General features: G+C 72.3%; 30 protein-coding genes. 11 read left to right on the top strand and 19 right to left on the bottom strand.

Going from position 1 to position 24864, the window contains the following annotated elements:
• The 4 genes from secF to ACFE86_RS06945 all read right to left on the bottom strand — a co-directional run.
• Positions 1-659 (bottom strand): protein translocase subunit SecF (gene secF, locus ACFE86_RS06960; RefSeq protein WP_375454599.1); only part of this gene is annotated, 659 nt, incomplete at its 3' end.
• A gap of 72 nt (positions 660-731) precedes the next feature.
• Positions 732-2339 (bottom strand): protein translocase subunit SecD, encoded by a 1608-nt coding sequence (gene secD / locus ACFE86_RS06955; protein WP_375454598.1) that lies wholly within the window; start codon positions 2337-2339, stop codon positions 732-734.
• A gap of 76 nt (positions 2340-2415) precedes the next feature.
• A complete protein-coding gene (yajC, locus tag ACFE86_RS06950) occupies positions 2416-2751 on the bottom strand; it encodes a preprotein translocase subunit YajC (protein WP_375454597.1) in 336 nt (111 codons plus the stop codon).
• 121 nt (positions 2752-2872) lie between these two features.
• On the bottom strand, positions 2873-3262 hold the full coding sequence (locus ACFE86_RS06945) for an MAPEG family protein (protein WP_375454596.1): 390 nt from the start codon (positions 3260-3262) through the stop codon (positions 2873-2875).
• Between the two features lie 113 nt (positions 3263-3375).
• Between ACFE86_RS06945 and ACFE86_RS06940 the strand changes: the two genes are divergently transcribed.
• The 3 genes from ACFE86_RS06940 to ACFE86_RS06930 all read left to right on the top strand — a co-directional run bounded on the left by ACFE86_RS06940 (position 3376) and on the right by ACFE86_RS06930 (position 5179).
• Positions 3376-4251 (top strand): ATP-binding protein, encoded by an 876-nt coding sequence (locus ACFE86_RS06940; RefSeq protein ID WP_375454595.1) that lies wholly within the window; start codon positions 3376-3378, stop codon positions 4249-4251.
• A gap of 130 nt (positions 4252-4381) precedes the next feature.
• A complete protein-coding gene (locus tag ACFE86_RS06935; protein ID WP_375454594.1) occupies positions 4382-4762 on the top strand; it encodes a YidB family protein in 381 nt (126 codons plus the stop codon).
• A 63-nt stretch (positions 4763-4825) separates the two neighbouring features.
• A complete protein-coding gene (locus tag ACFE86_RS06930; RefSeq protein ID WP_375454593.1) occupies positions 4826-5179 on the top strand; it encodes a YidB family protein in 354 nt (117 codons plus the stop codon).
• A gap of 121 nt (positions 5180-5300) precedes the next feature.
• On the opposite strand, the gene ACFE86_RS06925 is transcribed toward ACFE86_RS06930, so the two are convergent.
• From ACFE86_RS06925 to ACFE86_RS06895, 7 genes are all read right to left on the bottom strand, one after another.
• Complete coding sequence (locus tag ACFE86_RS06925; protein WP_375454592.1) at positions 5301-6683, bottom strand: peptidoglycan DD-metalloendopeptidase family protein; 1383 nt, start codon at positions 6681-6683, stop codon at positions 5301-5303.
• A gap of 143 nt (positions 6684-6826) precedes the next feature.
• Complete coding sequence (locus tag ACFE86_RS06920) at positions 6827-7483, bottom strand: protein-L-isoaspartate O-methyltransferase (RefSeq protein ID WP_375454591.1); 657 nt, start codon at positions 7481-7483, stop codon at positions 6827-6829.
• The gene (locus ACFE86_RS06915; RefSeq protein ID WP_375454590.1) at positions 7480-8172 is read right to left on the bottom strand and encodes an alpha/beta fold hydrolase; all 693 of its coding nucleotides are present in this window, start codon (positions 8170-8172) and stop codon (positions 7480-7482) included. The genes ACFE86_RS06920 and ACFE86_RS06915 overlap by 4 nt, the downstream gene beginning before the upstream one ends.
• Positions 8173-8393: 221 nt before the next feature.
• Positions 8394-9158: a 5'/3'-nucleotidase SurE gene (gene surE, locus ACFE86_RS06910; RefSeq protein ID WP_375454589.1), complete on the bottom strand. Its 765-nt coding sequence runs from the start codon at positions 9156-9158 to the stop codon at positions 8394-8396.
• Complete coding sequence (gene serS / locus ACFE86_RS06905) at positions 9158-10588, bottom strand: serine--tRNA ligase (protein WP_375454600.1); 1431 nt, start codon at positions 10586-10588, stop codon at positions 9158-9160. The genes surE and serS overlap by 1 nt, the downstream gene beginning before the upstream one ends.
• Positions 10589-10833: 245 nt before the next feature.
• The gene (locus ACFE86_RS06900; protein ID WP_375454588.1) at positions 10834-12363 is read right to left on the bottom strand and encodes a DUF2336 domain-containing protein; all 1530 of its coding nucleotides are present in this window, start codon (positions 12361-12363) and stop codon (positions 10834-10836) included.
• Positions 12360-13448, bottom strand: coding sequence for a lytic transglycosylase domain-containing protein (locus ACFE86_RS06895; RefSeq protein WP_375454587.1), 1089 nt, complete (start codon positions 13446-13448; stop codon positions 12360-12362). The genes ACFE86_RS06900 and ACFE86_RS06895 overlap by 4 nt, the downstream gene beginning before the upstream one ends.
• A gap of 131 nt (positions 13449-13579) precedes the next feature.
• Here ACFE86_RS06895 and ACFE86_RS06890 point away from each other — a divergent pair, with 131 nt between their 5' ends.
• The 5 genes from ACFE86_RS06890 (at position 13580) to ACFE86_RS06870 (ending at position 17652) form a co-directional block, all read left to right on the top strand.
• Entirely contained in the window at positions 13580-14302 is a 723-nt protein-coding gene (locus tag ACFE86_RS06890) for an aldolase/citrate lyase family protein (protein WP_375454586.1), read from the top strand.
• A 115-nt stretch (positions 14303-14417) separates the two neighbouring features.
• Positions 14418-15485: an iron ABC transporter substrate-binding protein gene (locus ACFE86_RS06885; protein ID WP_375454585.1), complete on the top strand. Its 1068-nt coding sequence runs from the start codon at positions 14418-14420 to the stop codon at positions 15483-15485.
• The gene (locus ACFE86_RS06880; protein WP_375454584.1) at positions 15482-16543 is read left to right on the top strand and encodes a FecCD family ABC transporter permease; all 1062 of its coding nucleotides are present in this window, start codon (positions 15482-15484) and stop codon (positions 16541-16543) included. The genes ACFE86_RS06885 and ACFE86_RS06880 overlap by 4 nt, the downstream gene beginning before the upstream one ends.
• Positions 16540-17313, top strand: coding sequence for an ABC transporter ATP-binding protein (locus ACFE86_RS06875; RefSeq protein WP_375454583.1), 774 nt, complete (start codon positions 16540-16542; stop codon positions 17311-17313). Before ACFE86_RS06880 ends, ACFE86_RS06875 begins: the two co-directional genes overlap by 4 nt.
• A gap of 114 nt (positions 17314-17427) precedes the next feature.
• Positions 17428-17652 (top strand): DUF433 domain-containing protein, encoded by a 225-nt coding sequence (locus ACFE86_RS06870; protein WP_375454582.1) that lies wholly within the window; start codon positions 17428-17430, stop codon positions 17650-17652.
• Positions 17653-17690: 38 nt separating this feature from the next.
• On the opposite strand, the gene ACFE86_RS06865 is transcribed toward ACFE86_RS06870, so the two are convergent.
• The gene (locus ACFE86_RS06865) at positions 17691-17900 is read right to left on the bottom strand and encodes a molybdopterin-binding protein (RefSeq protein ID WP_375454581.1); all 210 of its coding nucleotides are present in this window, start codon (positions 17898-17900) and stop codon (positions 17691-17693) included.
• A 33-nt stretch (positions 17901-17933) separates the two neighbouring features.
• Positions 17934-18707 carry a molybdate ABC transporter substrate-binding protein gene (gene modA / locus ACFE86_RS06860; protein ID WP_375454580.1) on the bottom strand — a complete coding sequence of 258 codons (774 nt, stop codon included), beginning with the start codon at positions 18705-18707 and terminating at the stop codon, positions 17934-17936.
• Positions 18708-18974: 267 nt separating this feature from the next.
• On the opposite strand from modA, the gene ACFE86_RS06855 reads away from it, so the two are divergent.
• Together ACFE86_RS06855 and ACFE86_RS06850 are read left to right on the top strand one after the other, a co-directional pair.
• A complete protein-coding gene (locus tag ACFE86_RS06855; RefSeq protein WP_375454579.1) occupies positions 18975-19316 on the top strand; it encodes a winged helix-turn-helix domain-containing protein in 342 nt (113 codons plus the stop codon).
• A gap of 163 nt (positions 19317-19479) precedes the next feature.
• A complete protein-coding gene (locus tag ACFE86_RS06850) occupies positions 19480-20109 on the top strand; it encodes a class I SAM-dependent methyltransferase (RefSeq protein WP_375454578.1) in 630 nt (209 codons plus the stop codon).
• Between the two features lie 31 nt (positions 20110-20140).
• On the opposite strand, the gene ACFE86_RS06845 is transcribed toward ACFE86_RS06850, so the two are convergent.
• Both ACFE86_RS06845 and eno read right to left on the bottom strand, forming a co-directional pair.
• Positions 20141-20440: a hypothetical protein gene (locus ACFE86_RS06845; RefSeq protein ID WP_375454577.1), complete on the bottom strand. Its 300-nt coding sequence runs from the start codon at positions 20438-20440 to the stop codon at positions 20141-20143.
• A gap of 30 nt (positions 20441-20470) precedes the next feature.
• On the bottom strand, positions 20471-21760 hold the full coding sequence (gene eno, locus ACFE86_RS06840; protein WP_375454576.1) for a phosphopyruvate hydratase: 1290 nt from the start codon (positions 21758-21760) through the stop codon (positions 20471-20473).
• A 285-nt stretch (positions 21761-22045) separates the two neighbouring features.
• Here eno and queF point away from each other — a divergent pair, with 285 nt between their 5' ends.
• Complete coding sequence (gene queF / locus ACFE86_RS06835) at positions 22046-22495, top strand: preQ(1) synthase (protein WP_375454575.1); 450 nt, start codon at positions 22046-22048, stop codon at positions 22493-22495.
• Positions 22496-22669: 174 nt separating this feature from the next.
• Here the strand turns inward: queF and ACFE86_RS06830 are convergent, their stop codons facing one another.
• From ACFE86_RS06830 to ACFE86_RS06815, 4 genes are all read right to left on the bottom strand, one after another.
• Entirely contained in the window at positions 22670-23059 is a 390-nt protein-coding gene (locus ACFE86_RS06830) for a hypothetical protein (protein WP_375454574.1), read from the bottom strand.
• Positions 23060-23231: 172 nt separating this feature from the next.
• Positions 23232-23507 (bottom strand): hypothetical protein, encoded by a 276-nt coding sequence (locus tag ACFE86_RS06825; protein WP_375454573.1) that lies wholly within the window; start codon positions 23505-23507, stop codon positions 23232-23234.
• Between the two features lie 13 nt (positions 23508-23520).
• Complete coding sequence (locus tag ACFE86_RS06820) at positions 23521-24138, bottom strand: flavin reductase family protein (RefSeq protein ID WP_375454572.1); 618 nt, start codon at positions 24136-24138, stop codon at positions 23521-23523.
• Positions 24139-24148: 10 nt separating this feature from the next.
• On the bottom strand, positions 24149-24712 hold the full coding sequence (locus ACFE86_RS06815) for a nitroreductase (protein WP_375454571.1): 564 nt from the start codon (positions 24710-24712) through the stop codon (positions 24149-24151).
• Positions 24713-24864: the final 152 nt, after the last annotated feature.

The raw sequence follows: 24864 nt of genomic DNA, 5'->3' as shown, positions 1-24864 counted from the left end.
CGGCGCATCAGCTCGCGGGTGCGGTCGAACACCACCACGGTCTCGTTCAGCGAGTAGCCGACGATGGTGAGGATCGCGGCGATCGAGGTCATGTTGAACTCGATGCGGGTGACGATGAAGATGCCCATGGTCAGCACGATGTCGTGCAGCGTGCCGACGATGGCGCCGAGCGCCAGCTCGCGCTCGAACCGGAACCACAGGTAGAGCAGCACGGCCACGACCGAGAGCACGACGCCCAGCGTTCCCGACTGCACCAGTTCGCCCGAGACGCGGGGACCGACGGTCTCGGTGCGGCGGAAGTCGTAGGCGGCGTCGAAGGCGGCGTGCGCCTTGTTCATCACCGCGGTCTGGCCCTGCTCGCCGGCCTGGAGCGGCAGGCGCACCAGCACCGTCCCCTGGCTGCCGAGTTCCTGCACCTCCGGCTCGCCGAAGCCGAAGCCGGCGGCCTCGTGGCGGATCGCGCCGACGTCGGCCGTGCCGGACTTGGCCTGAAGCTCGACCAACGTGCCGCCCTTGAAGTCGATGCCGTAGTTCAGCCCGACGGTCAGGAACAGCACGACGGTGGCGAGCGACAGCACCGCCGAGAGCGGGAAGCTGAAGCGCCGGAAGCGCATGAAGTCGACGTGCGACTCGTCGGGCCAGAGGCGAAGCAGGCGCATTTTTTCGGATCTCTCGGTCGGCGTTCTTCTTCGGAGGCTCCCCGGTCAGGAGGAAATCAGAACGGCAGGGCCTCAGAACGGCAGGGCTTTCGGCCGGAAGGACTTGTACCACACCGCGATCATCATCCGCGTCAGCGTCACCGCCGTGATGACGGTCGTCAGGATGCCGAGGATGAACACCACGGCGAACCCCTTCACCGGGCCGGAGCCGAGGAAGAACAGGATCAGGGCAGCGATCGCCATGGTCGAGTTCGAGTCGATGATCGTGGCGAACGCCCGGTCGAACCCGGCCTGGAGCGCCGAGACCAGCGAGCGCCCGGCGCGATGTTCTTCCCGCATGCGCTCGTAGATCAGCACGTTGGAATCGACCGCGGTGCCGATGGTGAGCACGATGCCGGCGATGCCCGGCAGCGTCATTGTCGCCTCCAGCACCGACATCAGGCCAAGGATCAGGCCGACATGGACCGCGAGCGCGATGTTGGCGATGAAGCCGAAGGTGCCGTAGGTCAGGAACATGAAGGCGACGACCAGGAGCGCCGCGACGCCGGTGGCGAGCTTGCCGGCCTGGATCGAGTCGCGCCCGAGCCCCGGCCCGACGACGCGGCGCTCGACCACCGTGAACTTGGCCGGCAGCGCGCCGGCGCGCAGCAGCACCGAGAGGTCGTTGGCCTGGGCAACCGAGAAGTTGCCGGTGATCTGGCCCGAGCCGCCGGTGATCGCGGAACGGATGACGGGCGCCGAGACCACCTCGTTGTCGAGCACGATCGCCATGCGCCGGCCGACGTTCTCCGAGGTCGCCTGACCGAACCGTTGGGCGCCCTTGAGATTGAACTTGAAGCTCACCATCGGCTCGTGGCTCTGCTGGTCGAAGGCCGGCTGCGCGTCCGTGAGGTCGCCGCCGTCGGCCATCACCCGGCGCTCGACGGGGACCTTGGCGCCCTTCTCGTCGCGCGAGGGCAGCATGTCGACGTCGCCGCCCGCGTTGTCGGAGGTCATCCGGAACTCGAGCTTGGCGGTCGAGCCGAGGAGCCGCTCCAGGCGCTCCGGATTTTGCTCGCCCGGCACCTGGATCAGGATGCGGTCGGCGCCCTGCTGCTGGATCGACGGCTCCGTGGTGCCGGTGGAATCGAGCCGCCGCCGGATGACCTCGATGCCCTGCGTCACCGCGCGGCGGGTGCGCTCGTTGATGCCGGCATCGGTGAGCGCGAGGCGGACCAGGCCGTCGGGCTGCTCGGTGATGTCCAGCGTCCGCCCGCCCGTCTGGCCGACCAGCGGGTTTGAGATCGGCTGCGCCAGGTCCCGGAGCTTCGGCATCGCCTTGGCGCGCGCCGCCGCATCGGCGATGCGGACCTGGACGCCGCGCTGGAGAATGCCGATGCCGCCGTCGGCCCGCACGCTCTCGCGCTGGAGCACGCCGCGGACCTCGTCGCGCAAGCCCTTGGCCTGGGAGGCGACGAGTTCGTTCTGATCGACCTCCAACAAGAGCTGCGAGCCGCCCTGGAGGTCGAGGCCGAGCACGATCGCCCGGCTCGGCACGATCCAGGCCGGGAACCAGCCCGGCAGCGCGGCCATGAAGCCTTTGCGCTGCTCGGAGGAGAAGAAGCTCGGCACGGCCAGGCTCAGGCCGATCAGGATGACGGCGAGCGTCGCGACGATCTTGGAACGGGAAAAGCGCAACATCCGCCGACTCTGTTTCTGACAGTCCTGCCCGGCGCCAAGTCCTGTAAAGGCTTGGCCCGGCATCTGACCCGGCGGTTCAGGCAGCCTTGACCGGGCCGCCCTTGACGCGGACCTCGGAGATCATGGTGCGCACCACCTTGACTCGGACGTTGGGCGCGATCTCGACCTCGATCTCGCTGGCGTCGTCCATCACCCTGACGACGCGGCCGACGAGACCGCCGTTGGTGACGATCGTGTCGTCGCGGCGGACGTTCTTCACCAGCGCCTGATGATCCTTGACCCGCCTCTGCTGCGGCCGCAGGATCAGGAAATACATGATCACGAAGATGAGGACGAACGGAACCACCTGCAAGGCGATCTCGGCTCCGCCGGCAACGGTGCCGGCCCCTTGCGCGAAGGCGGGGGTGATCAAGCGCGTCTCCTCATGTGGGAACGGGCCCGCACCCGCGTCCTGACGCGTCGCCGGGCCTTGTCAAAAGCGCGCGGACTATAGCCACGGGCGACCCGAAAGCAACGCCGGGCCGGCCCCGGCCTCACACGACGCGGACCAGCAGCAGGATCGCCGCCGCCGCCATGACGAGAAGGGTGGCGATCACGCCGCCGCCCCGGCAGGCGAACTGCCGCGGCGCGTTGGCGGGCGCGAGCATGCCGATCGGGTGCAGGATTCGCGCGACGAGCAGCACCGCGAGGAGGGTCACGACGATCCAAGGACGGCTCCCGCCCGCCTCCAGCAGCGCGATCAGGCCGAGCGTCAGGGGCACGTATTCCGAGAAGTTGGCGTGCGAGCGGATGCGCTTCTGCAGCGCGTCCTGGCCGCCGTCGCCGAGGAGGACGTTGCCGGACACGCGGCCGCCGATCACCCAGGCCGACAGCCCGGCGAAGACCAGGGCGGTAAAGAGCGCGGTCGTGGCGGGAAAGATCAAGGCGGACCTCCGGTGTCGGTTCGTGCCGACAACGCCGGCCGGCCCCGCACGTTGCAGGCCGGGACCTGCGCGCGTAGGGCCGTGCGTTCCGTGCCTCATCCGAAGCGATCGCCATGCCGCAAGCGACGACCCTCGACACGCTGCTCCCCCTGCTCGAGCGCATCGCTGCGGCGCTCGAGCGCGCCGCGCCGCCGGCGCGGCCGGCGACGGACACGGCCGCCGCCGACGCCTTCCTGTGGGGGGCGGAGCGCCGGCTGGTCCCGGTGCCGCGGGTCAGCCGGGTCGAGATCGGCCTGCTCACCGGCATCGACCGGGCGCGCGACATCCTGGCCGAGAACACCGAGCGGTTCAGCCGCGGGCTGCCGGCCAACAACGCGCTGCTCTGGGGTGCCCGCGGCATGGGCAAGTCCTCGCTGGTCAAGGCGGTGCATGCCGCGATCAACGCCCGGCGGCCCGCGGGATCGCTGCCGATGAAGCTCGTGGAGATCCACCGCGAGGACATCGAGGCGCTGCCGGACCTGATGGCCGGCTTGCGCCCCGACCCGCACCGCTGGGTGGTGTTCTGCGACGACCTCTCGTTCGATGCCGACGACACCGCGTACAAGTCGCTCAAGACCGCGCTCGACGGCGGCATCGAGGGGCGGCCCGGGAACGTGCTGTTCTACGCCACCTCCAACCGCCGGCACCTCTTGGCCCGCGAGATGGTCGAGAACGAACGCTCGACCGCGATCAACCCCGGCGAGGCGGTGGAGGAGAAGGTCTCGCTGTCGGATCGCTTCGGCCTCTGGCTCGGCTTCCACACGTGCAGCCAGGACGAGTACCTCGCGATGATCCGCGCCTATGCCGGGCGGTACGCGCTGCCGGTCGAGCCGGAGGCACTCCGCGCCGAGGCGCTGGAATGGGCCACCACCCGCGGCTCGCGCTCGGGCCGCACCGCGTTCCAGTTCATCCAGGATCTTGCCGGGCGGCTCGGCAGGACGCTCGACTGACAAGGACGCGCGACCGGGCGCCCGGATCGGGCCGCTTCGCCGCAGGCGCTTGCCGATACTCCCCGCCGCCCGACTTCCCGCCGGCTGGTGCCCCGGTCGGCGGGCGGCCGAGCGGGAGGGATGCGACATCATGGGGCTGTTCGACGTGTTTGGGAGTGCGCTCGCCCGGGCGGAGGCGAGCATCGACCGGATCGGCGGCGGCGCCCTGCCGATGGCCTTCGCCAAGATCTTCCGGGGTGGGCTGCCCGGCTTCCTCGACGCCCTGCGCGATGCCGGCCACGACGCGGCGGTCGCGTCCTGGCTCGGGTCCGGCCCGAACGCCGCCCTGGGACCCGAGGTCTACGCGGCCCTGCTCTCGCCGGAGGCGACCGCGCGCTTCGCCGCCGAACTCGGCATCCCGGCCGGGCGCGTGGCGACGACGCTCGCCGAATTCCTGCCCGGCGCGGTCGATCGCCAGAGCCCGGACGGCATGCTCGCGCCGCAGATGCAGTTCTCGACGCAGGTGGCGTGAGCTTGTGGCCTGGGGCGCCCCTGACGGTAGACTGCCGGCACGATTCCGGCGAGGACCCACGCGATGAGTCTCTACGACACCCTCAAGAGCGCCCTCGGCGGAAGTCTCGGGCAGGCCGCAATCGAGGCGCTGCCTACGATTATCGAGCGGGTGCTGCCGGGCGGCCTCCAGGGCCTGCTGAACCAGCTCCAGAACTCCGGCTACGCCGCGCAGGTGAATTCCTGGCTCGGGCGCGGCCCCAACGAGCCGATCACCACCGAGGACCTGCGCACCGTGATGAACAGCGAGCAGGCGCGGCAGATCGCTGAGAAACTCGGCATCCCGGCCGATCAGGTGCTCGCGGTGCTGGCCAAGGTGCTCCCGGCGACCGTCGATCACCACAGCCCCGACGGGACCTTGCAGGTGCCGCAGGGCTAAGCCCTGCGCGGGCCGTATCGCGAAGACCATCCCCCCTTCCCCACAACGGAAGAAGACCCGTGCCCGAAACGCGAGGCGACGGCCTACCGGGCCGCCGTTCGAGCGCCGGAGCCGGGCGCGGTCAGTTGCTCGCGAGCTGCGACATCGGGTCGATCGGGGCGCCGCTCTTGCGGATCTCGAAGTGGAGCTGGGGCGAGGTGACGTTACCCGACGCGCCGGACTTGGCGATGGTCTGGCCGCGCTTCACCTTCTCGCCCGGTTTCACGTCGAGTTCGCCGTTGTGGGCGTAGGCCGAGACGTAGCCGTTGGAGTGGCGCACCAGAACGAGCTTGCCGTAGCCCTTCACGTCGGAGCCGGCATAGGCGACCGTGCCGTCCTCCGCCGCCTTCACCGCCGTGCCCTCGGGCACCGCGATGTTGATGCCCTCGTTGCCCGACGAGCCGTAGCCGGAGATCACCCGGCCCTTGGCCGGCCAGCGGAAGGTCTGGTCGGGCGCGACCGAGCCGGTGCTGGCGGGTTCCGGCTTCTCCGCGACGGCGACCTTGACGGGTTCCGGCTTGGCGGCGGCGACCTTCTCGGATGCGGCCTTGGCGGCCTTCGCTTCCGCGACCTTCTTCGCCGCTTCCTTCGCGGCGTCTGCCTTGGCGAGCCTGGCCTCGGCTTCGGCCCTGCGCGCCGCATCAGCCTTCCTGTCGGCCTTGGCGTCGACCTTGGCGTCGACCTTGGCCTGCGGCTTCGTCTCGGCCTTGGCGACCTGGCCCGGACGAAGATGACGCTTCTTGGCGTCGGCCTCCTTCAGGGCAGCTTCCTTGCGCGCCTTCTCCTCGGCGCGCCTGTCGGCGAGCTTCTTCGCCTCGGCCTCCTTGGCCGCTTCCTTGGCGTCTTCCTTGGCCGCTTCCTTGGCCGCTTCCTTGCGCTTCGCCTCGGCCTTCGCCTCGTCCTGGTGCTTGGTCTCAGCCGCCTTGACCCGCTCGGACGGCGCGGCCGGGACGGTGCGCGCCGTCATCGGCGCGGCGGCGGGGTTCATGCCCGACGCGTTGTAGACCGGGATGACGATCTGGCGGCCGGGCGTCACTTGGCTCGCGCTGGTCAGCCCGTTGGCCGACAGGATCGCCGAGGCCGGCACGCCGAAGCGGGCCGACATCTGGTTGAGGCTGTCGTTGCGCGACACGGTGATGGTGGTGCCGCCTTGCGCGTTCCAGCCGGCGGCGCCGGTGGAGGCGACGCGGGTGGTCTGCGCCATCGGCTGCGTCGGCGGGCGGGCGGCCATAGGGCCCGGCCGCGGCGCGATCGGCGCGCCGAGCGATTCCGACTGGATGCGGCCGGTGCGGATCGGGGCGGAGGCCGGCATGTCCGGCAGGCTGCCGGTGGCCGATGGCTCGCTCGCGAGGTTCGAGGCGAACGGATTGGTGAAGGGGCTGTCGAGACGCGAGGCGTCCGACGAACACGCCGCGGCACCGCCGCCGATGACGCCGATGAGCGCGAAGCGCGACAGCGTCTTCATCCCCCGACTTGTTCCGCGAACCCGCATCGACGCACCCGTTTGCCTGACGCAACTTGATGACGTCATTCAAGACGGATTCAGGTTAAACAACCGTTCCCGTTCACCACGTTCGGGCCGGCGCGGGAGCCGGTGCGGTGCCGGGGCTACAGTGCCGAGGCCCGCCCCGGCACCAGGCGCGCGAGGCGCAGCGGCGGCCCCGGCTCCGCGCGCAGGCCCGCCGCCGTGCGCGCGGCCACGACGAGGCCGGTCCCCGATCCGGCGACGAGGCGTCCGCCGGGGTTCAGCGCGGCGGCCCAGTGCGGTGGCGGCATGGCCACGGCGCCGTGGACGAGGATGCGGTCGAACCCGCCCTCCCCCGCCTCCGCCAGCCCGTCCCCCTGCACCACCTGGGCGCGGGCGCCGTCGAGGCTTGCCGTCGCGAGGGCGGCCAGCGTCGCGTAGCGTTCCAGGCCGGTGACCGCGTCCGCGCCGAGGTGCAGCAGCAGCGCCGTGACGTAGCCCGAGCCGGTGCCGATCTCGAGGACGCGCATCCCCGCCTCGACCCGCAGCAGGGTCAGCATCGTCGCGACCGTGCTCGGCGCGGCCATCGCCGCGCCGCAGGGCAGCGGCAGGGCGAGGTCGCGGCGGGCGAGGTGGCGGTGGGCCGGCGGCGCGAAGCGGGCGCGGGGCACCTGCTCCATCGCCCGCAGCACGCCCGTGTCGCGGGTGCCGCGCCCGCGCAGCGCCAGCACGAAGGCGGCGTTCTCGACCGCGGCACCGAGGCCGTCGTGCCCGGCGAGCCCCTCGCGCGGACCGGTCATGGCGGCAGGTCGCCGAGCCACGCCAGGATGAACGCCGCCAGCGCGCCGGGCGCCTCGAGCGGTAGCATGTGGCCGGACCCCTCGACGATCTCCAGCCGCGCGCCGGGAATGGCGTCGCGCAGTTCCTCGGATTCCGCGACGCCGCGCAGGGCGTCCTGCCGGCCCGCGATCACCAGCGTCGGGCAGGCGATGGCGGACAGCCGCGCGCCGTCGCCGACGCGATCCAGCCGGGACTGGCGCAGGAAGGCGTCCCGCCCGAGGCGCATCCCCATGGTGCGGATGCGCGCGATCATCGCTTCGTCGCCGGCCCGGTCCGGGTGCAGCGAGGCGGCGACCGCGGCGCGGCTCAGGCCCGCGAAATGCCCAGCCTCGACCCGCTCCACGGCGATGCGCTTGGCGACGATCTGCTCCCGGGTGTCGGGCCGCGACGAGGTCGCGACCAGCACCAGGCCGCGCACCCGCTCCGGCGCCAGCCGCGCCGCCTCGCGAGCGACGTAGCCGCCCATCGAGAACCCGACGAGCACGACGCGCTCCGGCGCCTCCGCGAGCAGGCGGCGCGCCATCGCCGGAATCGAATCGTCGCGGCTCAAGTCGGCATGGACGACCGGTCCAGCGGCGGAGAGCGCACCAGCCATGTCGTCCCACAGGCCGGCATCGGCCATGAAGCCGGGTATGAGGACGAGGCTCACGCGGGCAGGCTCCGTTTCGCAACGCGACCGCACCGAACTTCCCCACCCTCACCCCTCATCCTGAGGTGCCCGCGTCAGCGGGCCTCGAAGGAGCCCTCCAGTACGCTCGCGATCCCTGGAGGGCTCCTTCGAGGCGGCTGACGCGGCACCTCAGGATGAGGGGTGAGGGTGGGGTGAAACCCTGCGGGGGCGCAAGAGACCTCTACTCGGGAAACATAACCCTACTCCGAAAACGCCTGCGCGAAGCGCGTCAGCGTCGGCTCGTCGGTGAGGTCGAGGCGCAGCGGCGTGATCGAGATGCGCTTCTCGGCGATCGCCTTGAGGTCGGAGCCGTTGCCCGGCTCGAACCGCGCCTTGGCGAAGGCCAGCCAGAAATACGGGTTGCCGCGCCCGTCGGTGCGCGCGTCGATGGCGAGCAGCGCCTGGTTGCGCTGGCCTTGCGCGGCCACCGCGATCCCGGCGACCGCCTCCGGCTCGCAATCGGGAAAGTTGACGTTGATCAGGATGCCCGGCTCGATCCCGGTCTCCAGGATCTTCCTGACGACCGCCGGGCCGTGATGGGCGGCGCAGTGCCACTTCAGGCTCCCGCGGCCCCCCGCCCCGTAGGCCTGGCTCATGGCGATCGAGCGGATGTTCAGGATCGTGCCCTCCATCGCCGCGGCGATGGTGCCGGAATAGGTCACGTCCTCGGCCACGTTCTGGCCGCGGTTGACGCCCGACAGCACGAGGTCCGGCCTGTGCTCGGCCAGGATGTGGCGCACGCCCAGGATCACGCAGTCGGACGGCGTGCCCTTCACCGCGAAGCGTTTTTCCGAGATGTGGCGCAGGCGCAAGGGGTCGTTCAAGGACAGCGAATGCGAGACGCCGGACTGGTCGGTCTCGGGCGCCACCACCCAGACGTCGTCGGACAGCGTCCTGGCGATGGCCTCCAGGGTTTCCAGGCCCGGCGCGTGGATGCCGTCGTCGTTGGTGACCAGGATGCGCATCAGTGTCTCGGTCCCTCGATCCGGGTGATCCCGCCCATGTAGGGCGCGAGCGCGGACGGGACCGTCACGCTGCCGTCCGGGTTCTGGTAGTTCTCCAGCACCGCGATCAGCGCGCGGCCGACCGCCACGCCCGAGCCGTTCAGGGTATGGACGAAGGCGGGCTTGCCGTCCTTACGGTACCGGGCGCCCATCCGTCGCGCCTGAAAATCGCCGCAGACCGAGCACGAGGAAATCTCGCGGAAGGTCTTCTGCCCCGGCATCCAGACCTCGATGTCGTAGGTCTTTTGGCTCGCGAAGCCCATGTCGCCGGTGCAGAGCGTCATCGTCCGGAACGGCAGGTCGAGTTTCTTGAGCACCGTTTCGGCGCAGTCGAGCATGCGCTCGTGCTCCTCGGCGGACTTCTCCGGTGTGGTGATCGAGACCAGCTCGACCTTGTTGAACTGGTGCTGCCGCAGCATCCCGCGGGTGTCGCGCCCCGCCGCGCCGGCCTCCGCGCGGAAGCAGGGGGTGAGGGCGGTGACGCGGAGGGGAAGTTCGTCCTCGGCGAGGATCGATTCGCGGACAAGATTGGTGAGGGGGACTTCGGCCGTGGGGATGAGCCAGCGTTGCATCTTGCGAGCTTCTCGCTCAGCAATCTTCATAAGGCTCTGGACAACACGCACGACCTTTTCAGGCGAGTCTTTATCTGCATCAGAAGCAGAAAATACGGTTTTCAGCGACTGAAGGGTTGTTTCCCTCCATTCGGAGGTAAACGTTGAGGTATTTGCTGCGAATTGATCGTCCTCAAACTTCGGCAACTGCGCCGTGCCGAACATCGCCTCGTCACGCACGAGGATCGGCGGCGCCACCTCCAGATACCCGTGCTCCTGCGTATGCAGGTCGAGCATGAACTGCCCCAGCGCCCGCTCCAGCCGGGCGATCTGACCTTTCAGCACCACGAAGCGTGAGCCCGAGATTTTCGTCGCGGCCTCGAAGTCCATCAGGCCCAAAGCCTCGCCGAGCTCGAAGTGCTGGCGGCCCTCGCCGAGCTGCGCCCGCGCGGAGGCGAAGCGGCGGTGCTCGACGTTGCCGTGCTCGTCGGCGCCGTCCGGCACCTCGGCCTTGGGCCGGTTCGGGATCGCGGCGAGGGTGTCGTCGAGGGTCTTGGCGGCCGCACCTTGCGCCGTCTCCAGCCCCGGCGCCGCCGCCTTGAGGCGGGCGACCTCGGCCATCAACTCGGCCGCGCGCGCCTCGTCCTTCGCCTTCCTGGCACCGCCGATCTCCTTCGCCAGCGCGTTGCGGCGCGCCTGGTTCTCCTGCGCCGCCGAGACCGTACCCTTGCGCGCGTCGTCCAGCGCGATCAGGTCGCCCGAGAGCGGCGCGAGGCCGCGGCGCGCGAGGTCGCGGTCGAAGGCGTCCAGGTTCTCTCGGATGGCGCGGATGTCGTGCATGGGGCGGCCCTGTCGATCGGACGGGCACGCTTTGCAGCATCGCCTTGCGCGCGACAAGGTTCGCGCGACAAGGCTGGGGCGTGGGGTGGATCGCTCGAGCCCGCGCAACCGCAGGGCGCGGATTCGCACGACGCGCCCCTCACCCCAACCCCTTCCCGCACGGGAGCGGAGGCCGGACGGCGTCTCCCGGGAAACTGCCGGCTCGGCTTCCCCCGCAGCGGCGGGGCGCGGGCCGTCCGCTGCGCTCAGGCGGCGAGGCGGCCCCGCTCCGGGGTCTCGCGGTAGCGGGCGATGAGCGCGTCGGAGAGCGTGTCGAGCACGGCGTCTGCCGCGGCTGCCGCGGTGAGGCGCAGCCGCTCCTGCTCCTCACGGAAGCTTGCCAGGATCGCGTCCGGCAGGGCGTCGAGGATGACGCCGACGGGGTCGGTGCGGCCCTGCGCCGTGTCGGCTTCGGCCGCCTCCTGCCACCGGTCGCCGATGCGGTCGCGCGGCTCGATCGCGATCCGGTCCGATGCCGTCGGTTCCTGCGCCATCGGTTCCTGTGCATCATGGTCCGGTGCGCGCCTCGCCGCCGCGTCCTGGGCGCTGCGCCACGCCGCCTCGGTCTCCGCCGCCTCGCGGCGGGCGGCCTCGCGACCGAGCGCCTGCTCGGCGATGGCGCGGGCGATGCCGCGCGCCTCGTCGCGGGCGGCCTCGGCCTCGTAGCGCGACAGCAGCGCCATCACGCCCTGCATCTCGGCAAACGGCATGTCCTCGCAGGCGGTGATCGCCCGCTCGATCATCCGCCGCGACAGGCCGGCGCCGCGGAGCGAACCGGCGCCGTCGGCGGCCTCGCGCCACGCCGAGAGCGCGGCGGCGACCGCCGGCAGCAGCGCCTCGGCCAGTCCCGCGCGGCGGTGCAGGTCGGCGATGCCGCGGGGCTCGCGCATCAGCGCGCCGACGCGGGCGTGATCGAGGCCGGTGAGATCGGAAAACGCGGTCTCGGCGAAGGCGACCTGACCGGACAGGATCGCCCGCAGGATCAACCCGGCAGTGAGCTGCCCGGTGGTGCGCAGGTGCTTGACCACGCGCGCGGTCGCAGCCGCGCCGGCGCCGTCACAGAGGTCGAGCACCGTGCGCTCGCCCGCCTCGCGGCTCATCCGGGCGCTGCGGTCGGGCGAGAGCCAGCCGCATCCGACGACGAAGGCCGACAGCGTCCGCGCCAACTGCCCGCCGACCGCGTGGCGCACCTCGATCGGCAGGTCGGCCCGCGCCAGCAACGCCTCGCGCACCTGCGCCGCGCCGCCGTGGCGCTCGACCATGCGCAGCATCCGCCCGGTGGTGATCCGCGCGGTGGGGTTGCGGGCGAGCACCGCCAGCGTGTCGGCCCCGCCGATCTCGGCGATCGCCGCGGCGACGGCGTGCGAGAGGTGATGCCGGGCGGCGATCGTCGCGCGCACCGCCTCGCAGCCCATCGCGGCGGCGTCGACGAGGTCGGCATCGGTGAGGACCGGGGAACTGGCGAGCACGAGGCAGGCCACCTCGGTCTGGTCGGAGGCGAGCGCCACCACGAGCGGGCGCGGGGCGCGGGCCGAGCCGGCGCAGGCCTCGGCCATCGCGCGGCGGACCACCGGCGCGGGGTCGTCCAGCAGCGCCAGGATCGCGGTCTTGGCCTCCCAGGCGGCGTCGGCTTCGAGGTTGCCGTAGAGGAAGGCCCGCGTCAGCGCGGCGGCGGCCTCCGCCCGGCGTCCGGCCGAGCTGGCCTGGGTGCAGGCGAGGAACTGGCGGATGTTCATGGGCCGCTCCGGTTCGCGAACAGGGACGCAGTGCCGGCGGCGGCTGCGCGCGGCGCGAATTCCGGCGGCCGGCGCGGCGGCGGCGGTGGGTCGACCAGCACCCGGCCCGCCCGCGTCGCGAGGGGGACGACCGGAGCCGCGACCGTGGCCGTCGCCTCGGGCTCCGCCGAGGCGACGGCTGCCGCCGGCACGGTCGAATCGAGGCTCGGGTCGGAGCGCGGGAAGTAGCTCGGCGCCGGGCGGACGGTCTCCGTCGCGCGGCCCTGCCAGAGTTTCGCGACGCCGTCCGAGAGCGCGCCCTGGCGCCGGTCGGTCTGGAACAGGGTGCGCAGGTCGCCGCCGGCCGCGGCGTAGGCGCTCGCCGCCGCGGGCGGCGTGGCGATGCCGGCCCCGGTCCCTTGCGTCAGCACGGTGACGTCGCTCGCCGCTGCGCGGCCGGAGGCGGCCGACGACAGGCTCGCGTAGAGCTCGGCCGTGGTGCGCGGCCGGCCGCTGCGGTCGTAGAACAGCCCGCGGTTGGCGGCGGCCGCCTCCGGCATGTCGAGCGCCGCGGCCCGCTCCGGGCTCGCCTGGGCGGCGGCGATCAGCGTCGCGGCACCCCTGGCACCGAGCACGTGGGCGGCGTAGAGGTCGCCGGCGGTGGGCTCGCGCCCGAGCGCCGCGGACAGCGCCTCGCCGTTCTTCTGGGTGAAGGCGCCGGCGAGCGTCGCCGCGATCTTCGGGTCGCGCCGGAGATCGAGGATCGCTTGGCGCTGGGTCGCGTCGGCGACCGCGTAGGTGCCGTCGGGCCGCGCGACGATGGCGTCGGCGTAAGTCTGGAGGCCGAGCTTCGGCCCGGCGCTCTTCATCACCCCGAGCCAGGTCTGCTCGATGAACTGGAACAGCCCGGTCGCCGTCGAGGTGCCGGCCTTGGCGGACGGGTCGAGGGCGGATTCCCGCTGCGCGGTGGCCAGCAGGTAGTCGAAGCCGACGCCGCTGCTCTGCGCCCCATCGCGGATCGCATCGACCACGGGACCCTGCGCACCCGCGGCCCGCGGGGGCGCCGCGGCCGGCTGAGGGTTCGAGGGCGTGGTGAACAGGAACATCGATCGCCGCTTCGAGACCCGCGCCGCCGGGCAGGCGATGCGTGAGGCGCCGCACCCGCGTGCCTCCGATGCCCGATCCTGTTGCGGTCATGGTAAAGAAAGCCTGAAGCCCTCCTTGTCCGGCCCGTGCCATGCGCGTCCTGCTGATCGCGTCGCCCGAGGGCGGCGCGCCCGACACCGCCCACGCCGACGTGCTGGTGCTGGCCCACCCGCCTGCAACGGCACCGGACTGGCTCGACGGCCTGCGCCGGCGCCCCGGCGCGCCGGCGCTCTACGTCCGGGTCGCCCCCGGCGCGACGGACTTTGAGGCGGCGCTGGCGCTTCGCCCAGACGGCATCGTGCTGCCGCGCGTCGCCGACGGCATCGAGATCGCGCGCCTCGCGGTGGGCCTTGCCGTCCACGAGGCGGAGGCGGGCCTGCCCGACGGCGCCACCCGAATCCTCGCCGGCTTCGGTACCGCCCGCGGCCTGATGCGGCTCGCTACCGTCGCCGGTCCGCGCCTTGCCGGCCTGTTCTGGGAGCCTTCGGACCTCGCCCGCGACCTCGGTCTCGATGCCGTCGATCCCGAGCCGTGGCCCGCGCCGCTCGCGCAGGCCCGCGGCCTCCTCGTGCTGGCCGCCGCCGCCACCGGCGTGCCGGCGCTCGACGCGCCCTGCGCGTCGGCCGGCCCCGACGCGACCCTGCGGGCGGCGCGCGCCGCTCGCCGCGACGGGTTCCGCGGCGGCTTCGCCGAGGACGCCGCCGCGGCGGCGACCCTGGCCCGGGTGTTCGCGCCCGGCCGGGACGAGCCCCGCCCCGCCCCCGCTTTCCCGGACGACCGGAGCGGCGGCGGGAGGACCCGTGACCCGGCCTGAGCGGGACCCCGGGGAAACGGGGCAGGCCCCTCAGTGGCTTCCGCCGCATGGCCCTCGGGCTCGGCCGCGCATAGGGTGACCTCGCCCACCCTCGGACCCGAGATCGTTTCCCCGCATGCCGCCCCATCGACGAACGGAAACGCCGATCGCCCGCGCTGCCCTCGTCCCGGCGCTCCTCGCCTTGGCGCTCCTCGCCGGGCTCGGCGGCCGGGCCTGGGCGCGGCCCTTCACGGACGCCGCCGGCCGCACCGTCGAGCTGCCGGACCGCGTGGCCAGGGTGGTCGCCGCCGGCCCGCCGGCCTCGGTGCTGCTCTACACCCTGGCGCCCGAGAAGATGGCCGGATGGGTGCGGTCCCCCTCTCCCGAGGAGCGGCCGTTCCTCGCACGCGCCACCTGGAATCTCCCCGCCACCGGGCGTCTCACCGGGCGCGGCGGCACCGCCGACGTCGAGGCGGTGCTGGCGCTGAAGCCCGACCTGATCGTCGATGTCGGTGCGACGGGACCGACCTACGCCTCGCTCGCCGACCGGGTGCAGGCCCAGACCGGCATCCCCTACATCCTGCTCGACGGCACCTTCGGCCGGACCGCGGACACCTATCGGCAGCTCGGCGCGCTGCTCGGCGAGGCGGAGGCGGCGACCGCGCTCGCGGCCTACGCCGAGCGCGTCGTGGACGAGGTCGCCGAGCGCATCGGCAAGGTCCCGGAGGCGGAGCGTCCACGGGTGTACTACGCCCGCGGCCCCCGCGGCCTCGAGACCGGGTTCTCGGGCTCGATCAACACCGAGATCCTCGACGTGGTCGGCGCGCGCAACGTCGCCACCGGCGGCAACGGCCTGTCGAACGTCTCGGCCGAGCAGGTGCTGGCCTGGAACCCGGACGTGATCGTCGCCCTCGATCCGGCCTTCCGCCCCGCCCCTTCCGACCCGCTCTGGGGCGCGGTGAAGGCGGTGCGCGACGGCCGGGTCCACCACACGCCGGCGCTGCCGTTCGCGTGGTTCGACGCCCCGCCGGGCGTCAACCGCCTGATCGGCGTGCGCTGGCTGGCGCGCCTGCTCTACCCGGCGCTGTTCCCGGAGCCGCTGCCGACGGTCGTCGCCGACTTCTACGCGCGCTTCTACCACGTCGCCCTCGACCCGGCGCAGGTCGAGGCGCTGCTCGCCGGCGCGGTGCCGGCCCGGCGATGACGCCCGCCGCCGCGGGCCTGCGCGCGCCGCGCCGTCGGGCCCTGGCGGTCTCGCGCGCGCTCGCCGCGGTCGCGGGCCTCGCCGTCCTCGTGCTGGTGGCGCTGGCCTCGGGCAAGTTCCCGGTGCCGGTGGCCGACGTGTTCGCGATCCTGGTCGCAAGATTGTTGGGGACCGCTCATTTTGAGACCACTCCCGGCGATGCGACCGCGCAGGTCGTGGTGCTCCAGGTCCGGCTGCCGCGGGTGGCCGCCGCCCTCGTCGTCGGCGCGGCGCTGTCCTCGGCCGGCGCGACCTACCAGGGCCTGTTCCGCAACCCCCTGGTCTCACCCGACATCCTGGGCGTCTCGGCCGGCGCCGGCCTCGGGGCGGTCCTGGGGATCTACCTCGCGCTGCCGGTTCCGGCGATCCAGGCGATGGCTTTTGCCGGCGGGCTCGGCGCGGTGGCGGCCGTCTACGCGGTCGGCGCGCTGGTGCGGCGGCACGATCCGGTGCTGACGCTGGTGCTCGCCGGCGTCGCCGTCGGCGCGGTGCTCGGCTCGGCGATCTCGCTCCTGAAGGTGCTGGCCGACCCCTACAATCAGCTGCCCGCCATCACCTACTGGCTGCTCGGCAGCCTGGCCTCCGTCACGGCCGGCGACGTGCTGGCGATCCTGCCGGCCGTCCTGCTCGGGCTGCTGCCGCTGGTGCTCCTGCGCTGGCGCATGAACCTGATGAGCCTGGGCGAGGAGGAGGCCCGCGCGCTCGGCGTCGAGACGCGCTGGCTGCGCCCGCTCTTCATCGCGGCGGCGACGCTCGTCACCGCGGCGGCCGTCTCGGTGACGGGGGTGATCGGCTGGATCGGCCTGATCGTGCCCCACGTCGCCCGTGGCCTCGTCGGGCCGGACTTCCGCCGCCTGCTGCCGGCCTCGGCGCTGCTCGGCGCCGGCTACCTCGTGGCGGTCGATCTGGCCGCGCGCACGATCGCGCCGATCGAGGTGCCGCTCGGCATCCTCACGGCGCTGGTGGGCGCGCCGTTCTTCCTGTGGCTGCTCGCGGCGGGCAGGCGGGGCTGGGCGTGATGCTCGCGGTCGAGGACCTCGCCTTCGGCTACGGCGCGCGGACCGTCGGCGCCGAGGTGAGTTTTTCGTTGCAAGCGGGCGAGGTGCTGTGCCTGCTCGGGCCGAACGGCGGCGGCAAGACCACCCTGTTCAAGACCCTGCTCGGCCTGCTGCCCGCGAAAGCCGGCCGCATCCGGCTCGACGGCGCGGACCTTTCGCGCTGGCCGCGCGCGCGGGTCGCCCGCGCCATCGCCTACGTGCCGCAGGCGCACGCGGCGTTCTTCCCGTTCACCGTGCGCGAGGTGGTGCTGATGGGCCGCGCCGCCCGGCTCAAACCCTTCGCCGGGCCCGGCCGCGCCGACGCCGAGGCCGCGGAAGCCGCGCTCGCGACGCTCGGCATCGGGCATCTGGCGGAGCGCATCTACACCGAGATCAGCGGCGGCGAGCGGCAGATGGCGCTGATCGCCCGCGCGCTCGCCGGGGAACCTCGCATCCTGGTGATGGACGAGCCGACCGCCAGCCTCGATTTCGGCAACCAGACCCGCGTGCTCGAACAGGTCCGCCGCCTCTCGGCCACCGGCATCGCGGTGGTGCTCTCCACGCACGACCCCGGCCACGCCTTCCTCTGCGCCGACCGCGTCGCGCTGCTGCACGGCGGCCGCCTCGTGGCGCTAGGGCGCCCCGAGGACACGATCACCCCGGCCATCCTCGCCCGCGTCTACGGCGTCGCCGTGGCCGTGGTGCCGCTACCCGGCCACGGGCGCTCGGTGTGCACGCCGATCCTCGCCTGACGCGCCGCGAACGCGGCGTGGTCGGCGCGCCGCGACGGCGACGGCGGGGCTGGAGACGCGGCGCCGAACGGCGTATCCTCGGCCTGCCCGGACGCGGGGCATGGAGATCGCCGGATGCGGCCGTCGCTGGATGACCTGATCACGTCGGACCCGGATGTGCTGGGCGGCCGGCGCGTGTTCCGCGGGACCCGTGTCCCCGTAGAGGTGCTCTTCGAGAACCTAGCCGACGGCCTGTCGCTGGAGGACGTGCTCGACGCCTATCGCACCCTCGACCGGGACGATGTCATTCGGGTCCTCGAACTTGCCTCGACCAGACTTGCCGTGCCGCTCAAGGCGTGATCGCCGCCGAAGATCGGCCCCGACAGGTGCGGAAACAATCAATCGACGGCGATCATCACGTCGGAGGCCTTGACCACGGCGTAGGCTTCGCCGCCGACCGTCAGCTTGAGGCTGTCGACGGCCTCGTTGGTGATCGCCGCGGTGACGATCTGGCCGGCTGCGATCTCGATCTTGACGTGGGCGGTGGTCGCGCCCTTCTCCACCGACATGACCTTACCCTTGATGACGTTGCGCGCTGAGATCTTCATCGGATTGCCTTCGTTGCTGGACGGGGGCCGGCGTCACCGGCCGGCCGGGATCACGGAAAAGCCCTGCGCCTCGAAGAACGCCCTGCCCGCCGGTCCCTTCAGGAAGTCGAGGAAGCGCGCCGCACCCTCGCCCCGGGCCTCAGCCGTGACGGCGAACGGGTACACCACCGGCGGGTGGCTGTCCTCCGGGAAGACGCCGACCACCTTCACGCCCGGATCGGATTTCGCGTCGCTGGCATAGACGACGCCGAGCGGCGCCTCCCCGCGGGAGACCAGCGCCAGCGCCGCGCGGACGTTGTCGGATTGCGCCAGCCGCGGCTGGATCGTGGCCCACAAGCCCAGCTTTTCGAAGGCCGCCTTGGCGTACTTGCCGACGGGCACCGAATTCACCTCGCCGGTGGCGAGCCGCCCGTCGGCGCCGAGCACCTTGGAAAAGCCCTCGACGGTGAACGGAACCTCGCTCTCCCTGGCGTCCTTGGGCGCCACCACCACGAGGCGGTTGTTGAGCAGGTTCACGCGGGTCTCGGGCCGGATGAGCTTCTTCCTGTCGAGGTAGTCCATCCATTCGAGGTCGGCCGAAGCGAAGAGGTCGGCCGGCGCCCCCGACTCGATCTGGCGGGCAAGCGCGGACGAGGCCGCGTAGCTCGCCCTGATCGCGATCCCGCTCTGCGCGGTGAACGCCTTCCCGGCCTCGTCGAGGGCGTTCTTGAGGCTCGCCGCCCCGAACACCGTCGCGGTCTCGGCGGCCTGGGCCACCGTTCCGAGGAGCAGGCCGGCGACGAGGAGCACACGGGTGAGCTTGACCAAGGAGACCTCCGGATCGATCGACCCGCGCAGGCTCGCCGGTCCGAGACGCTGTATATCAACGTGCATACCGATGGCCAGAGGGATGGGCAGCCGTGGGCGCCCGAAAGCCGGGCGGCGCGTCGGCCTCATCGGCGTCGAAGCATTTTTTAGCGAGTGGCGACCAGCTCGCGTGAAGACAATGCGACCGCGTAGGACGGTAGAGCATTTTTCGTGATCCTGGGATCATGGAAAATGCCTTAGACGGGCCGCGCCGGACGAGGAGACCCGATGGCCACCCTGAGCATCCGCATCGACCTCGGACCCGACAACCGGCTCGGTCCCGGCAAGGTGCAGCTTCTGGAGATGATCGCCGAGCACGGCTCGATCTCGGCTGCCGGCCGGGCGCTCGGCATGTCGTATCGCCGCGCCTGGATGCTGGTCGAGGCGATCAACACCGGCTTCGGCCAGCCGGTGGTCGAGGCGCAGATCGGCGGCCGGAGCGGCGGCGGCGCGCGGCTCTCCGCCTTCGGTATCGAAGTGGTCGCGCAGTACCGGGGCATCGAGCGTGCCGCCGCCGCCGCCGCGGCCCCCTTCCTCGCCCGGCTGGCGGCTGGCATCGCCGAGGGCTGAGCTTTTCCGGGGCTTCCCGGCGCGCCGGCCCCCAACCAGGGGGGCGTCCACGACCCGCCGGCCCGGCGCAAGGGTCGCGGACCGCGCACGCGAACCCGGCCGGGGCTCCGGCGTTCCGGACGGTGCGCCCCGGCGGATCGGGCGCCGTCACGGTGAGGCAGCGATGACCGAATTGCCCGATTGGCCGCCCGAGGCTTTTGCTGCCGCCGATCCGGCGCCCGACCGGCTGTTCTATGCACAGGCCCGCCTCGTCACGCATATCGACGCCGCCGCCGTCGCCGCCGTGACGGCCCTGTACCGGACGCTGCTGCCCGCGGGGGGCACGATCCTCGACCTGATGTCGAGCTGGGTCAGCCACCTGCCCGGAGAGGTCGCCTACGCGGGCGTGATCGGGCTCGGGATGAACGCGCGGGAGCTTGCCGCCAACCCGCGCCTGACCCGCGCCCTGGTGCAGGATCTCAACGCCGACCCGGTCCTGCCGCTCGACGGCGCGAGCATCGACGCGGCGACGATCTGCGTCTCGGTGCAGTACCTGCGCCGGCCCGTGGCCGTCCTGCGCGAGGTCGCCCGCGTGCTGCGGCCGGGGGCGCCTCTCATCGTCACCTTCTCGAACCGCTGCTTCCCGACCAAGGCGGTGGCGATCTGGCAGGCGCTTCCGCCGGACGACCACGCCCGGCTCGTGGGGCTGTACCTGGATCGCGCAGGGTTCTCCCGCGTCGAGACCCGCGCGCCGGTCCCGCACGGCGGTCCGGGCGATCCGCTGACGGCGGTGATCGGCTGGAACGCCGCCTGATGCGTCACGTACCGGCTCAGCAGGTGCCGGCTCAGCGGCGTGCGAGGAGCGCCGTAGCGATTGCGTCCCGCTCCGCCGCGAGGTCGCCCGCGGCGGCCGTTCGTCCGGCACGGTCGTACCAGTAGGCCGCGTTAGCGCGGTCGCCTTCGACCCGATGGAGATGGGCGTGGACCCAGGCCGCGTCCGCCCCGGCCTCGTCCTGCACCAGCGCGTGCGCGCGCTCCCATCCGGCAGGCCCCTGCGCCGCCCACCAGAGAGACGCGAGCGGTGCGGTCAGGTCGACCGGGGGCTCCGTGGCCTCAAAAGACGTTCGGAACGCGTCGAGGCTCATCATCGCCGGCTCCGGCCGGATCTCATCCGGTCAGGCCCGCGCACGTTGCCGAATCGCTGCGCGACCGGCGTAGCGGCCCTGCGCGCCAAGGCCCTCCTCAATGCGGATGAGCTGGTTGTACTTGGCCAGCCGGTCGGAGCGGGCGAGCGAGCCGGTCTTGATCTGCCCACAATTCGTGGCGACCGCGAGATCGGCGATGGTCGCGTCCTCGGTCTCGCCCGAGCGGTGCGACATCACCGCGGTGTAGCCGGCGCGCTGGGCCATGTCGACGGCGGCCAGTGTCTCGGTGAGCGAGCCGATCTGGTTGACCTTGATCAGGATGGAATTGGCCGAGCCGTCCGCGATGCCGCGGGCGAGCCGCTCGACGTTGGTCACGAACAGGTCGTCGCCCACGAGCTGGCAGCGGTCGCCGATGCGCTGGTTCAGGAGGCGCCAGCCGTCCCAGTCGTCCTCGGCCATGCCGTCCTCGATCGAGAGGATCGGGTAGGCGTCCACGAGCTTTTCGAGGTAGTCGACCTGTTGCTCGATCGAGCGCACCGTGCCCTCGCCGGCGTAATGGTAGGCGCCGTCCCTGAACCAGTCGGTCACCGCGCAGTCGAGCGCCAGCACCATGTCGGTGCCGGGCTTGAAGCCCGCCGCCGCGATCGATTCCATCACGAAGTCGAGCCCGGCTTCCGCCGTGGGGAGATTCGGCGCGAAGCCGCCCTCGTCGCCGACATTGGTGTTGTGCCCGGCCTTCTTCAGCGCGCCCTTGAGCGTGTGAAACACCTCCGCGCCCATGCGTACGGCCTCGGCGAGGGAGCTTGCCCCCACCGGCATGATCATGAACTCCTGGAAGTCGATCGGGTTGTCGGCATGCGCCCCGCCGTTGATGATGTTCATCATCGGCACCGGCAGCACCCGCCCCTGCACGCCGCCGACGTAGCGGTAGAGCGGCAGGCCGGCGGTCTCGGCGGCGGCCTTGGCCACCGCCAGCGACACGCCGAGGATGGCGTTGGCGCCGAGCCGCGCCTTGTTCGGGGTGCCGTCGAGCTCGATCATCGTCTCGTCGACGGCGACCTGATCCTCGGCGTCCATGCCGCCGACCGCATCGAGGATCTCGGTCTGCACCGCGTGGACCGCGTTGCGCACGCCCTTGCCGCCGTAGCGCGCCTTGTCGCCGTCGCGCAGTTCCATCGCCTCGTGCGCGCCGGTCGAGGCGCCCGACGGCACCGCGGCCCGGCCGAAGGAGCCGTCCTCCAGCAGCACGTCGACCTCGACGGTGGGGTTGCCGCGGCTGTCGAGGATCTCGCGGGCGGCGATGTTGGTGATCGCGGTCATGGATGCTCCTCGCCGAGGGCGCACGCGATCGCGGCGGGCTCGGATTCGGTCTCGTCGCCGCGGCTTATCCGCCAAGGCGCGGTCTCGGGCAAGGCGCGGCTTAGGCAAGGCGCGGTCTCAGGCAAGCCGGCGCACGGAGCGCGGGCGCATCGTGACGCGGAGGCGCCGCCCGGAGCCCTCACGGGTCTTCCCAGGCCCGCAGCCGGTCCGCGAGCCGATGTGCCGCATTGGCGTCACGGTTCCCTGCGGGTGCACCGCCGCGTCGCCTGCGATAAAGGAGGGCCCATGACGGACGAATCCCTCCAGCTCGGGCGGCCGACGCCCCTGCCCGCCTCGCCGGAGGCGGCGCGCCTCGACCGGGTGCCGAATCCGCATCCGGACACGGATTACCTCGCACGCTTCACGGCGCCCGAGTTCACCTCGCTCTGCCCGGTGACCGGCCAGCCCGACTTCGCGATTCTGGTGATCGACTACGTGCCGGATCGCTGGCTCGTGGAGTCGAAGTCGCTGAAGCTCTACCTCGGCGCGTTCCGCAACCACGGCGCGTTCCACGAGGACTGCACGGTGGGGATCGGCAAGGCGCTGACCGCCTTGCTGGCGCCGCGCTACCTGCGGATCGCCGGGTTCTGGTATCCGCGCGGCGGCATCCCGATCGACGTGTTCTGGCAGACCGGCGAGCCACCGCGATCGGTGTGGCTGCCCGACCCCGGCGTGCCGCCCTATCGGGGGCGTTGAAGCGTTTTTCGTGATCTTCGGATCACGGAAACCGCGCCAACGCCTTGTGTGGTCGCGTTGTCTTCACGCGAGCCGGCATCCACGTCGCTGGAAAATGCTCCAGACGCCATGCGGCAAACGAAAGGGGCGACCGGCATGGCCGGTCGCCCCTCTCCTCAGTCCGCGTTGGGCCCCTCAGTAGGGGGAGCCGTAGTATCCGCCGTAGGCCGGAGCACCGTAACCACCGTAGACCGGGGCACCGTAGGCACCGTAGCTGCGGTTGTAGCCGTAGCCGTCGTAACCGTACGCGTCGCGGGCGGCGCCGGCGGCGATCGCGCCGGCTGCGAGGCCCGCGATGCCGAGGCCGACGGCGGCACCGGTGCCGATGCCGCGGCCGCCGCGATAGCCGCCGTAGCCGCGGCCATAGCCGCCACCGTATCCGCGGCCATAGCCGCCGCCGTATCCGCGGCCATAGCCGCCGCCGTATCCGTGACCGCCGCGGTAGCCGGGACGGGCATCGGCCGTCGTGGCGGAGAGGACACCGGCCGAGACGATGGCGGCGGTGAGGAGGGCGAACTTGCGCATGATGTTCCTTTCTCGATCGGTTGCCGATTTCACAAGCTCAACGTTGGGCTGCCGCGATCGTTCCGGAGCGGCCGGACGCCGCCACCGATGCCTGTGCGAAACCACACTTGAAGCCGCCCGCGACGAAGGCTCGCGAAGGTCGGCGCCCCCGTCGATCCGGGCCGCGATGGCCCTACCGGCCGGGGAGGCCGGTCGCACCGAGCAGGGCCGGGCTTCCCGTCGCGAGCGTCGCGTCGCCCCCTTGCGGGCCGATCACGCCGCTCACGGTCGGCGGAGCCCCCGGCGGGCCGACCGAAGGCGGGCAGATCCGGTCGCAGATCGCCGGCGGGTCGAGTTGACCCGAGCATTGCGGGCGCGTGCGCCCGGCGACGCAGTCGCAGCGGCAGACGGCCGATGCCGGGCCGTTCGCCAGCGCGAGCAGCGTCAAACCTAGCCGGAACGCGCGCATGCGTCGTCTCCCGTCAGCGCGGCCTGAAATCGCCGCCGCCCTCCGGGCGCCGCATCTGGAATTTCGCGTCCGGGCCGACGGTGAAGTAGTCGAAGTAGCCGCCGCGCATGATCGGGCGCATCGCGACCGTGTCGACGAGGCCGTCCACGACGAAGCGGTCGTCGATGTAGATCGATACCACCTGCCCGATCACCAGGAAGTTGCCGGGCTCGGCCCCGTCGAGCGGCACCAGCGGGACGGTCTGCAGCCAGCGGCATTCCAGCGCCGCGGCGGCCTCGGCCACCCGCGGCGCGCGCACCTTGCGCGAGGCCGCCGCCGTCAGGCCGCAAAAGTCGAACTCGCTCTCGCCCCGCGGCAACGGCGCCGAGGAGGCGTTCATCGGCTCGCGCAGGTCGTAGGTCGCGAGGTTGCAGACGAAGTCGCCGCCCTCCTCGGCAAACGTCATCGCGTCCTTGCGGCCGGTGGAGGAGAACGCGACCATGTCGTCGGCGACTGCGTTGAAGAACGAGTAGGGCGCCAGGTTGAGCTGGCCCGCACGGCTCATGGCGCTGATCCAGCCGATCGGCCGCGGCGCGACGATCGCCTTCAGCGGGTTGTGGGGCAGGGTGCGGTCGTCGGGAGCGTAATGCATGGGCGCCAGCCTACAGGTGGGTGACGATCTCGGCGAGGTCCGGCCGCGGCCGGTCCGCGGGTACCTCCTCGGGCCGGCCGATATGGATGAACCCCGCGAGCCTTTCGCGGCAATCCAGGCCCAGGGCCTCCAGAACCCGGCGGTCGTAGCCGAACCACTCGGTCAGCCACGCGGTGGCGAAGCCGTGGGCGTTGGCCGCCACGACCAGGTTCATGCACGCCGCACCGGCCGACAGCACCTGCTCCCATTCGGGAATCTTCACGTGCGGGCCGGCGCGGGAGACCACCGCGACCACCACCGGGGCGTGGGCGAGGCGCTTGGCCTCGAGGCCGAGCCGGGCGGCGTCGGCTGCCGGGTTGTCGGCGGCGTAGGCCGTTGCGATCACCGCGCCGACCCGCGCGCGCGCCTCGCCCGCGATCACGACGAAGCGCCACGGCGCGAGCTTGCCGTGATCGGGCACCCGCGCGGCGAGCGTCAGGATCGCGTCGAGGACGTCCGGCGCCGGCCCCGGCTCCGCGAGGCGCGGCGGCGGGACGGAGCGGCGGGTGCGCAGCAGGTCGAGGGTGGCGTTCATGGGGGAGTCGAGGCTTTGATCGGTGGCGGTGATCCGCCGCTCCCCGAGGGTTTGTCACGGGATGCAGGCGATGGACAAGGCATAGGAACAAGGCATGCGGCCTTGCGGCCGCCACGGTCCGGCGTCAGACGGCGTGTCCCGGCGGCATCCGC

Source organism: uncultured Methylobacterium sp. (genome assembly GCF_964244095.1).
Taxonomy (GTDB): Bacteria; Pseudomonadota; Alphaproteobacteria; order Rhizobiales; family Beijerinckiaceae; genus Methylobacterium.
The sequence above is the reverse complement of the archived record's forward strand: the minus strand, read 5'-3'. Positions and strand labels throughout refer to the sequence as shown.

Coding starts and splice junctions, on each gene's coding strand:
- secD (WP_375454598.1), bottom strand. CDS start 2,339: ATGTTGCGCTTTTCCCGTTCCAAGATCGTCGCGACGCTCGCCGTCATC.
- ACFE86_RS06940 (WP_375454595.1), top strand. CDS start 3,376: ATGCCGCAAGCGACGACCCTCGACACGCTGCTCCCCCTGCTCGAGCGC.
- ACFE86_RS06935 (WP_375454594.1), top strand. CDS start 4,382: ATGGGGCTGTTCGACGTGTTTGGGAGTGCGCTCGCCCGGGCGGAGGCG.
- ACFE86_RS06930 (WP_375454593.1), top strand. CDS start 4,826: ATGAGTCTCTACGACACCCTCAAGAGCGCCCTCGGCGGAAGTCTCGGG.
- ACFE86_RS06925 (WP_375454592.1), bottom strand. CDS start 6,683: ATGAAGACGCTGTCGCGCTTCGCGCTCATCGGCGTCATCGGCGGCGGT.
- ACFE86_RS06920 (WP_375454591.1), bottom strand. CDS start 7,483: ATGACCGGTCCGCGCGAGGGGCTCGCCGGGCACGACGGCCTCGGTGCC.
- surE (WP_375454589.1), bottom strand. CDS start 9,158: ATGCGCATCCTGGTCACCAACGACGACGGCATCCACGCGCCGGGCCTG.
- serS (WP_375454600.1), bottom strand. CDS start 10,588: ATGCACGACATCCGCGCCATCCGAGAGAACCTGGACGCCTTCGACCGC.
- ACFE86_RS06900 (WP_375454588.1), bottom strand. CDS start 12,363: ATGAACATCCGCCAGTTCCTCGCCTGCACCCAGGCCAGCTCGGCCGGA.
- ACFE86_RS06895 (WP_375454587.1), bottom strand. CDS start 13,448: ATGTTCCTGTTCACCACGCCCTCGAACCCTCAGCCGGCCGCGGCGCCC.
- ACFE86_RS06890 (WP_375454586.1), top strand. CDS start 13,580: ATGCGCGTCCTGCTGATCGCGTCGCCCGAGGGCGGCGCGCCCGACACC.
- ACFE86_RS06885 (WP_375454585.1), top strand. CDS start 14,418: ATGCCGCCCCATCGACGAACGGAAACGCCGATCGCCCGCGCTGCCCTC.
- ACFE86_RS06880 (WP_375454584.1), top strand. CDS start 15,482: ATGACGCCCGCCGCCGCGGGCCTGCGCGCGCCGCGCCGTCGGGCCCTG.
- ACFE86_RS06870 (WP_375454582.1), top strand. CDS start 17,428: ATGCGGCCGTCGCTGGATGACCTGATCACGTCGGACCCGGATGTGCTG.
- ACFE86_RS06865 (WP_375454581.1), bottom strand. CDS start 17,900: ATGAAGATCTCAGCGCGCAACGTCATCAAGGGTAAGGTCATGTCGGTG.
- ACFE86_RS06855 (WP_375454579.1), top strand. CDS start 18,975: ATGGCCACCCTGAGCATCCGCATCGACCTCGGACCCGACAACCGGCTC.
- ACFE86_RS06850 (WP_375454578.1), top strand. CDS start 19,480: ATGACCGAATTGCCCGATTGGCCGCCCGAGGCTTTTGCTGCCGCCGAT.
- ACFE86_RS06845 (WP_375454577.1), bottom strand. CDS start 20,440: ATGAGCCTCGACGCGTTCCGAACGTCTTTTGAGGCCACGGAGCCCCCG.
- eno (WP_375454576.1), bottom strand. CDS start 21,760: ATGACCGCGATCACCAACATCGCCGCCCGCGAGATCCTCGACAGCCGC.
- queF (WP_375454575.1), top strand. CDS start 22,046: ATGACGGACGAATCCCTCCAGCTCGGGCGGCCGACGCCCCTGCCCGCC.
- ACFE86_RS06830 (WP_375454574.1), bottom strand. CDS start 23,059: ATGCGCAAGTTCGCCCTCCTCACCGCCGCCATCGTCTCGGCCGGTGTC.
- ACFE86_RS06825 (WP_375454573.1), bottom strand. CDS start 23,507: ATGCGCGCGTTCCGGCTAGGTTTGACGCTGCTCGCGCTGGCGAACGGC.
- ACFE86_RS06820 (WP_375454572.1), bottom strand. CDS start 24,138: ATGCATTACGCTCCCGACGACCGCACCCTGCCCCACAACCCGCTGAAG.
- ACFE86_RS06815 (WP_375454571.1), bottom strand. CDS start 24,712: ATGAACGCCACCCTCGACCTGCTGCGCACCCGCCGCTCCGTCCCGCCG.